Here is a 9,132-nt window from a genome sequence, read left to right on the forward strand (position 1 = left end):
GGTTACTCATATCGTAAAGCCTCGATCGGGTCCTGTTTGGCGGCCCGCATAGCCGGATAAAAGCCGAAAAAAGTTCCGACGGCTGCGGAAAAGGAAAAAGCGATTATTACATAGACCGGCTGGATAAAGGTAGAAAAGGAAAAAAGAGCATCGATCAGATAGCAGGCCCCGGTGCCAAGTGCGATGCCGATTCCTCCACCGATGAGGCTGATCAGGGTGGACTCGAAGAGAAACTGCCGCAGGATATCGCGGTTGCGGGCCCCCAGTGCCTTGCGGATGCCGATTTCCCGTGTTCTTTCGGTCACCGTGACCAGCATGATGTTCATGATCCCGATTCCTCCTACCAGCAGGGAGATGCTGGCAATCCCGCCAAGCAAAAGGGTCAGGGCCATGGTGATGGAGTTGAGCGTGTCCAGAACCTCGGCCTGGCTCTGCAGGGTGAAGTCGAGGGGCATATCCGCCGGGATCCGGTGCTGATACCTCATCACGGCCGTGATTTTCTCCTTCGCTTTCTCAGGATCGACTCCCTTTTTGATCTGAAGATCGATGCCTCCCAGGTAATCAAGCCCGAAGAGCTGCTTCATGGCCGTAGTATAGGGAATGATGAGCTGATTGTCCGGATTGTACCATCCCTCGTCACCCTTAACGCTGAGAACTCCGATGATCTTGAAATTCAGGCCGTTCACCTTGACTATCTTGCCGATGAGGTCGCGTTTTCCGAACAGGTCGTCGGCGGTCTGGGAGCCGATAACAGCTACTCTGGCCTGTTCTCTGGTTTCGGTTTCATCGAAAATCCTCCCCTTCTGGAGGGTAAAGTTTCGGATCGGGAAATAGGTCACCGCCGCGCCGGTTATCGGCACGCGGGTGTTCTGGTTCAGGTATTTTACCTGAGCACTGCCCCGGAGTACGGGTGAAAGATGCAGAACATCAGGAACCTTGTGCAGTATGGCCTCAGCGTCTTCCAGCCTGAGCGTGTCGTAGGAGCTGTTCTGGACGCCGCGGCTCCCTTTTTGGCCGGGCCGCAGGATCATCAGATTGCTCCCCAGGGAGGAAACCTTCTGGGTAATCTGCCGCTTGGCCCCTTCTCCAAGGGCCAGCATGGCAATTACCGCCCCCACGCCGATGATGATGCCAAGGGTTGCCAGAAAAGAGCGCATCTTATTGGCCCACAGGCTTTTGATGGAAACCTTGATCAGGGTCCACAGCAGCATTCTTTGGTTCTCCTTACATGATCTGGCCATCGCGGATGCGGATCTGGCGCTGGCATTTTTGGGCAATTTCCTGTTCATGGGTGACAATGATAATTGTCCGCCCCTCCTTGTTGAGGTACTGCAAAACCGCCATGATCTCTTCACTGGACTTGCTGTCCAGATTACCCGTGGGCTCATCGGCCAGAATTATGGACGGATTGGTTACCAGAGCCCGGGCAATGGCCACCCGCTGCCGCTGTCCGCCGGAGAGCTGGTTCGGCTCATGGTGCATGCGGGAAGTCAGGCCGACCTGCTCAAGTGCCCTGGCAGCTTCCATCTTGGCCGCCGGATGTCCGGAATAGAGGAGCGGAAGCTCCACGTTTTCCAGGGCGCTCATGCGGGGAAGAAGATTAAAGGTTTGAAAAACAAAGCCTATTTCGCGGTTTCGGATTTTAGCCAGCTCATCCTTCCCAAACCTTGATACATCCTTGCCATTGAGAAAATAGCGGCCGGAGTCAGGGTGGTCCAGGCAGCCGAGAATATGCATGAGCGTGGATTTCCCGCTCCCCGAAGCACCCACGATGGCCAGCATTTCGGATTTTTCCACCGTGAGAGAAACCCTGTTGAGGGCCAGGATTTCCTGCTCGCCCATCCGGTATTTTTTGGTAACTTCATCAACCACCAGCATGAAAGACCTCGCTTACTATCCTACTCCCCCCCCGAACCTCTTCTCAGACCCAAAAGGGGCCTTTTTTCTTCCTGGTCCGCATCCTTTTGCCTTCCGGTATTTGACCATTTGCTGTGAACCTGCCCTGAAATCAGGCGGACTTCTTCCCCTTCCTCCAGGCCGCTGATTACTTCGGCTGTTCCGCCGTTGTCAAGCCCCAGGGTAAGGGACCGGGTTTCAATCCTTCCGTCAGGTAAAACTACCTGGACTTTCGGGCCTTCGGATGAAAACTCGACCGCATCGTCCGGAACCAGCACCACATTGGCTTTTTCTCGTGAAACAATCTGGACATTGGCCGTCATCTCCGGCTTCAGGAGGGATTTATTCTTTCCCAGAACCTCGATCTTGACGTCAAAGGTCACAACATTGCTGATATTGACTCCCCGGGTGGCGATTTGAACCACCTGGCCGTCAAAGTGCACATCCGGGTAGGAATCCACGGTAATCTTTGCTTTCTGACGCAGTTTGACCTTGCCGATGTCACTCTCGTCAACCGAGGCTATGACAAAAATCCGGGAAAGGTCCGACAGGGTCAGAATCGTGGTCCCGCCGCCGATATTGTTGATTCCTGATGAGATGATCTGGCCGATCTGCACATTCCTGGCGGTCACGGTCCCGTTCACGGGCGAAAGTATCCGCGTATCCTGAAGACGCTGCCTGGCGATTTCAAGATCCACCCTGGCGGCCCGGACCCGGCTCTCCTCGAGCTGGACAGCATGCCGCCTGAGCTCGATCTCCATTTCCTGGGTCTTGAATTCTTCCTGCTTGACCAGGGCTTTTTCGTGGGCGGCTTTGGCCCGCACGGCCTCGGCTTTGCGGGTATCCAGCTCCTCCTGGCTCGACAGTTTTTTCTGAAAAAGCTGCTCCTCCCGTTTGGCTTTGTTTTCCGCATCTTCCCAGGTAGCCCTGGCGGAGGATATCTCGGCCTGAATATTCAGTTTGGTGGTTACCAGTTGATTTTCGGCAATAGCCAGATCCTGCCTGGCATTGTTGAGCTGGGAGGTGGCCGCTTCCAGGGCGGCCTGGGCTTTTTCCAGATTCCGCTGCTCATCCGTGGGATCCAGTTCCACCAGAAGATCAGAGGCACGGACGAAGTCGCTGACATCAAAGGGGAGCTTCTTCACCTCTCCACTGGCCTTTGATTTGATTTCCACATCCTGGTTGGAAACCACCTTCCCCGTGCAGGCAACGCTTACCTGAATGGCCCCCCGTTTGATTTGAGCTATGGCAAACTCTTTCTCCTTCTCTTCTCCCTGTGAGGACAGGGTTCTTAACCGTATGATGACCACAGACACCAGGAGAACCAGGATAATAAGGATAATCCAGCGCTTCATAGCTTGACCTCCCATACAGCCCAAAATTATTCAGGAAAGCATCTTATTAGTGAGAAATCATGGCATTTTAAAAATCATCCCTGCTCATCCTGTCCCGCAGCTCATCAAGGTGGCAGGTATCGTTCAAGCCGGTCAGGATAAATTTTCCTGATTGATAATCCAGCATGGACAGGGCCGCAGTGTCCTGCCTGATCTGCCAGAAATGCGAATTGTCCAGGCCGAGGACGGCGCAAAACAGCATCTTGATGACGACCCTGTGGGAAACAAGGACAAGCGGGGCCTGGTTCTCTGTCTGGTCATGCTGGATAATCAGCCTGTCCAGGAAGGTTTCAACGCGCTGTCGAACCGAGGACAGGCTCTCGCCATCCGGAATATGAACCATATGCGGGGCCTCAAGCCACTCCTGATACAGGTCCGGATACTCCTGCTGGACTTGAATGTGCCCCTTCTTCTCCCATGATCCGTAATCGATGTCGATCAGCATATCCTCCTGCATGATCGGGGGAGATTCTGACTGTTCTCCCTGAACAGCCAGGGCCGTCTCGACAGCCCGCTTGAGGGGGCTGGTATAGATGCCCTGAATCGGCTGCCCGCGAAGCCTTCGTCCCAAAAGACTGACCTGCTGACGTCCGGTTTCACTGAGGCTGATATCTACCCGGCCTCGAAAAATCTTTTCTTTGTTCCAGGAGGTTTCTCCATGACGGATAACAAGGATTCTTAACATTGCTGGTCACCTTTCTTCTCCAGAAAAGGTAATGTTACCTTTTCGGTTAAATGTGAATTTTATCGCCAGGGCGAGAATATATTTTTTCTCGTTCTCTATCAAGATATGGATTTCCGCTCCCTGCTTAACACTACACTACATCAAGACTTTTCTGTGGTGATAGAGGAATTGCCATAATACATCACCCCCACCTCACCTCCCCCCTCAAGGGGGAGGTGAGGTGGGGGTGAATAAAACCAACGGAGTCCTCTAACCAACTCCTCTTATGTGAGGGAAAAGGAAAAAGTCTCGTTGCAATACTAAAAGCTGCGGGGACAGGCTTCGCGGGAATGACGGCAGAAGCCTCTCTATTTTTTCATAAAAGTGTCCGGCAGTAAATAATTATAATAACCATATCACCAAAAATTACAACATATCAAATACTCTCCATGCGATTGCCCTGGATTGTGAGCTTGACACTGCTCTCTTTTTTTTATATCCTTGGAATAAAGGTTTTAGTCTCTAGCACGATAAGGCAAATAGCAGGGGGCCATGATTGTCCCTTGATGATAGGAGAATGGATGCATGAAAACACGAGATACTGCTCTGCATCTGGATACCAAATTCACCTATGAGGATTATCTTCATTTTCCGGAAGATAAAAGGTATGAGATTATCGATGGGGAGGTTAGTTTGGCACCATCACCAGATAGAATCCATCAGGATATATTAAGAGATTTGGGGTTCATTCTCTGGGAATTTGTCAAAAAAAACGATCTTGGCCTGGTGTATTATGCCCCCTTTGATGTGGTCTTATCTGATACCGATATCGTTCAGCCCGATCTTATCTTCGTCTCCAAAGAGCGAAAGCTTATCCTGACGGAGAAAAATATCCAGGGTGCTCCGGATATTGTCGTTGAAATCCTCTCTCCCTCATCACAACACAAGGATACAGTGATTAAAGCCAAGTTGTACAAGAAATTCGGGGTAAGGGAATACTGGCTTATCGATCCACAGGAAAAGCAAATCACCCTCCATGACTTCAGCTCATCCCAAAGGAAGCCATCCACGGCCATCTATACCTTTGATGAGATTTTCGAATCACCTCTTTTGCCCGGGCTGAAAATAAGCCTGAAAGAGCTTTTCATATAGCTGTTAGCTGGTATCACCAACCTGTACTTGCCTGCGGCCCTGTCTCCCTCTCCCCTCTTTTGAGGCAATTTTATTCAGTTAAGGTCTCCCCCACCAGTAACGCCCCTCACCCCGACCCTCTCCCCAGAGGGGCGAGGGAGAAAAATGCTACCCTGCGAATAGCATTGCCCCTTAAAGGGGGAGAGGGGCGGGGAATAACCGGCCGCCTATTGATTGCGCAGCGTGCAAAGCCCTCACAAGGTATAAAGCCCTCAACAGAGCTGATAATCGTAGGAGGAAATGATTGTGCCTTCAAGGTCAGCAGGAGGCTCTACCCCCATGATATGGAGGATAGTGGGAGTTACTTCCAGGATGTCGAAATAGCCGGGGTTTTTCACTGGAGGACCCTGGTAATCCGGATCATGCAAAATGAATATTCCCTCCTGGGCATGATTGGCATCGTCCGGGCCGGTGTCGTTCTCGAAGGTATGAATGGCGGGAAGTCCCACACTGCCCACCGATCGCCAGTCCAGGTTGCCAAAATAAACGATCAGGTCAGGGGCGATGCCGTTGACCTTCGGATAAATTTCCTGCGGCTTGAACACCCTGGTCCCGATGTCGTTTCCCTGTTCATCGGTCAGAGCTTCCAGCCTGGCTATAAGCTCATCCCGCACTTTCTCGTAATCCTGCGGCGGAATCACCCCTTCCGGCTCCCGTCCCTGGACGTTCAGAAAGAGGCGTCCATAATAGCCGCCTTCTCCCCAGCATTTGGTTTTGGACCAGTCAACCTTTGCCTGGTCGAAGCGAATGACCGTGGACGGCTGCTCCTTGAGCGTAAGATATCCTTCCCGCTGGAGCCACTCGTTGATGGCGATTCCACCTTCCATCTTCTTTGCGCCATGATCCGAGACTATCATGACTGCGGTCTGATCGTCGAGGAAAGAGAGAAGCTCACCGATACGCTCATCGATATACTGGTAGTATTTCCTGATGGACTGCTCGAAGGGATTTCCCGGTTCAAACTGGCGGTGCTGCGGATCGATGAATTTCCAGAATCCATGATGAATCCGGTCCACGCCCATTTCAACCATCATGAAAAAGTCCCACTCCTTCTGCCTCAGAAGGTAGCGGGCAGCTTTGAACCGTTTTTCAGTCATCTCGTAAATCTGGTTGAGCAGTTTTTCTTTATCGTTGGTGCGAAAGTTTTCCACATCAATAATATAACCGCCGGTCACCAGCTCGATCTCGGTCTTCAGGGTCTTGGGATGGGTATACTGACAGCTAGTATCCGGAGTGAGAAAGCAGGATACCATGCAGCCATTGATGGGGCGAATCGGATAGGTCTGAGGAATGCCGAGCAGAATGGATTTTTTGCCCGCCTCACCGAGCATGTCCCACAACGTAGGCTCCTTGACCGTGGTTGAATTGCACATGACCATTTTGGAATACGAGTAATCAGCCCGGTTGCGGAATCCGTAGAAGCCAAGAGTGCCGGGACACTTACTGGTCATCATGGACATCCATGCCGGGCAGGTTATGGCTGGAACGGTACTTCTCATGGGGCCATAAATTCCCTTGTCTATCAGGGCGCGGATATTGGGCAGGTCATCCTTCCACTGGTCGAAAACCAGTTGCGGGGCAGCACAATCCAGTCCGATTACCACCACCTTTTTCCCCTGGCGGGCAGGGTGGGCATGGCGGGCCGGGTGAGCCGGGTGAGATTGATAAGGCATTGCTTGTCTCCTTGTTATGATGGGATTAAAAGAATAATGGCACTTCAGGATTGACTATAACATAGTAATGATATCGGCATCAATGACCGGGAGGGGGGACCCCAGCAATTCTAATTATGGAAATTGCATATTTTCAAAAGTATAGTTTACTTAAGCATGGAGGGCTAGCTACCTGTCAGTTTTATAGGGAATAAAAAATCTCCTCTTTCAGAGGTAAAATGGAGTAGTAACCACTAAAAGAGGAGATGATATGACTATTACTTCTGCAAACAAAGCTCTTAAAAATCTTTTACTATGCATGGTAGTCTCCCAATCGAGTGAAAACTGGGTCATGCCTTGAATTATGAGCTTGGGAGATACATTCACGATTCAAGGCACGAACCCCAGACTTTGGGCGGAAAGATGCACTCCCTCCGACGATCCTCAATTACTTCCAGATTCCTAAACAGGGCCTCGACCGAATATAGCGCAGAAAAATGCGGTGAGCATCCTCCGGACTAATTACGCCATCCCTATTAAGGTCAGAGCACTCAAGACAAGGGCCGGTTCCAAGATAGCATTTAAAAGCAAGCAGAGCATCTCCGGGAGTAATAAAGCCATCCCCATTAACATCTCCCTCATTGCACCTCATACAGAAGATCCCTCCTGTCTTTGAAAAATTAGCTATATCACTCCCGAGGTTCTCCAGTTTAAAAAGATAAGCGGCACCTTCCTTCACACTTTTGAGTTTGAACTTCAGCCAAACCAGATAACCACTTGCACCTTGAGAAATACCCTGCCCATCAGTTTGTCCCCCTATTCTGAGTCTGGCCGAATCAATCGAATAAGCCTCAATCGCTGCAAAAGATTCTGCCAGCTCTCCTTGTTCCATTCCTGTATACTCAAAGGTATCTGGATCATAGGTAACTTCAAAATCAAAGGAATGTACCTCACAAGGTGTATTTTCAATCCTGACCGGAATCCGGACCTCTTTGCCGATTTTTCCTGTGGTCCCTATCCCTTTAATGTAAATGTTTCTTTCATGTGTAGCAGGGGTGCAGGGAGGAATTATTACCCCTCCTGTTCCCATCCACGCTGTAGATGCAAAAAATATGGTCTTTCCTGCATATTTATTTATGAATATTTTTCCATAAAAATCACCAATAGAACTTGAACAAATATAATTTCCACCTAAAAGCTGCACATCCTCCTTATGAACTGAACAACCACGATCAACATCAGGGTCAATAACAGGGTCAAGGCACGCCTCGAGAGGAGCAAGAAGATAATTTAACCGTAACTCCTCTTCCATAAGAGGAATAACTTCTTCCAAGTTGAGCTCTTTTTCCACTGGATAGGTAAACTTATCGATTCTCTTTAAATCAAATGATCGATAATCCAGTCTAACGATGGTTATTTTTACTTCTTCTTCTATTTCAGGAATGGATGATACCACCACTACCCATTCAGCAGTGTTAAGATCAAACGCTCCTTCAGTATATGGATGCATGAGGATCACTACTGAATAAGCTTTTTCTGAAGTGACAAGCTCTACTTCTTCAAGCTCCTTAATGTTTTCCCAAATAGTTGGGGTATACAGTTTGAGCTCCTCTTTGAAACGTCTATCTAAGGTTTCATCATACAGATAAATATTCCCTTCAGGATTGGACTGTGCCATTAAGCACCTAAAATTCAAGCCGATAACTGCGGCTATGACTATTACTTCTGCAACCAAAGCTTTTATAAGTCTTTTACTATACATGATAGCCTCCCAATCAAGTAGACTATATATAATACCGATAATACCGAGAGGCTTTGCTGTCTAGCAGGTGTAAAGATGCAAAGCCTCTCGTCATAACCATTAATAATGTGTAAGCCTAATACTTACATATAGCAAGACCTACATATTCCTCGCTTCCATCAAACCTTAACTCTTCAATTCGAACCCTATAATTACCGGTTGTATTTGCAGTAAATGCCAAGATTTCATAATTGTTATCGTAACTAAATGATCCCGTTATATAATTTCCATTAGGATCATAGGCTATCAAATTCAAGTTAGCTTCTAGTCTGTCATCCCAATGAACTGGGGGCTCATCGGTGTTATAGGCTTTAGAATCCCATCGAATTACAGCTCTCACTTTCTGCCCTTGATTAGCATAAAAGTATTTATCGTAAGGAAGGTCCTCAGCAGTAAATGTATAATGACTGCTTAATCCATTATCAATGACTTGCAGAGCATTGGCTATGTCTATTCCACCGACTCCAGCATTATCATCCAAAGGAACATTGGGATCGTATCCAGCTATATTGATATCGTGAATAGCGGAAGCCA

The 9,132-nt window shown here is 49.2% G+C and carries 8 protein-coding genes; 1 reads left to right on the forward strand and 7 read right to left on the reverse strand.

The features are described 5' to 3' along the window. Nucleotides 1-2 precede the first annotated feature (2 nt). From AB1611_01810 to AB1611_01825, 4 genes are all read right to left on the reverse strand, one after another. Complete coding sequence (locus AB1611_01810) at nt 3-1,211, reverse strand: ABC transporter permease (protein ID MEW6378322.1); 1,209 nt, start codon at nt 1,209-1,211, stop codon at nt 3-5. 13 nt (nt 1,212-1,224) lie between these two features. After that, nucleotides 1,225-1,878, reverse strand: coding sequence for an ABC transporter ATP-binding protein (locus tag AB1611_01815; GenBank protein ID MEW6378323.1), 654 nt, complete (start codon nt 1,876-1,878; stop codon nt 1,225-1,227). A gap of 20 nt (nt 1,879-1,898) precedes the next feature. Beyond that, nucleotides 1,899-3,251: an efflux RND transporter periplasmic adaptor subunit gene (locus tag AB1611_01820; protein MEW6378324.1), complete on the reverse strand. Its 1,353-nt coding sequence runs from the start codon at nt 3,249-3,251 to the stop codon at nt 1,899-1,901. 67 nt (nt 3,252-3,318) lie between these two features. Next, nucleotides 3,319-3,975 carry a histidine phosphatase family protein gene (locus AB1611_01825; GenBank protein ID MEW6378325.1) on the reverse strand — a complete coding sequence of 219 codons (657 nt, stop codon included), beginning with the start codon at nt 3,973-3,975 and terminating at the stop codon, nt 3,319-3,321. A gap of 564 nt (nt 3,976-4,539) precedes the next feature. Here AB1611_01825 and AB1611_01830 point away from each other — a divergent pair. Then, on the forward strand, nt 4,540-5,106 hold the full coding sequence (locus tag AB1611_01830) for a Uma2 family endonuclease (GenBank protein MEW6378326.1): 567 nt from the start codon (nt 4,540-4,542) through the stop codon (nt 5,104-5,106). Nucleotides 5,107-5,357: 251 nt separating this feature from the next. Here AB1611_01830 and AB1611_01835 read toward each other — a convergent pair whose 3' ends face one another. The 3 genes from AB1611_01835 to AB1611_01845 all read right to left on the reverse strand — a co-directional run. Then, nucleotides 5,358-6,818 (reverse strand): alkaline phosphatase family protein, encoded by a 1,461-nt coding sequence (locus tag AB1611_01835; protein MEW6378327.1) that lies wholly within the window; start codon nt 6,816-6,818, stop codon nt 5,358-5,360. Between the two features lie 427 nt (nt 6,819-7,245). Then, nucleotides 7,246-8,559, reverse strand: a complete 1,314-nt coding sequence (locus tag AB1611_01840) for a cohesin domain-containing protein (protein MEW6378328.1) — start codon at nt 8,557-8,559, stop codon at nt 7,246-7,248. A gap of 115 nt (nt 8,560-8,674) precedes the next feature. Further along, the coding region (locus AB1611_01845; GenBank protein MEW6378329.1) for a hypothetical protein at nt 8,675-9,132 on the reverse strand (458 nt) is incomplete at its 5' end.

The sequence above is a fragment of the bacterium genome (assembly GCA_040755755.1).
Lineage (GTDB): Bacteria > SZUA-182 > SZUA-182 > DTGQ01 > DTGQ01 > DTGQ01.

Coding starts and splice junctions, on each gene's coding strand:
- AB1611_01810 (MEW6378322.1), bottom strand. CDS start 1,211: ATGCTGCTGTGGACCCTGATCAAGGTTTCCATCAAAAGCCTGTGGGCC.
- AB1611_01815 (MEW6378323.1), bottom strand. CDS start 1,878: ATGCTGGTGGTTGATGAAGTTACCAAAAAATACCGGATGGGCGAGCAG.
- AB1611_01820 (MEW6378324.1), bottom strand. CDS start 3,251: ATGAAGCGCTGGATTATCCTTATTATCCTGGTTCTCCTGGTGTCTGTG.
- AB1611_01825 (MEW6378325.1), bottom strand. CDS start 3,975: ATGTTAAGAATCCTTGTTATCCGTCATGGAGAAACCTCCTGGAACAAA.
- AB1611_01830 (MEW6378326.1), top strand. CDS start 4,540: ATGAAAACACGAGATACTGCTCTGCATCTGGATACCAAATTCACCTAT.
- AB1611_01835 (MEW6378327.1), bottom strand. CDS start 6,818: ATGCCTTATCAATCTCACCCGGCTCACCCGGCCCGCCATGCCCACCCT.
- AB1611_01840 (MEW6378328.1), bottom strand. CDS start 8,559: ATGTATAGTAAAAGACTTATAAAAGCTTTGGTTGCAGAAGTAATAGTC.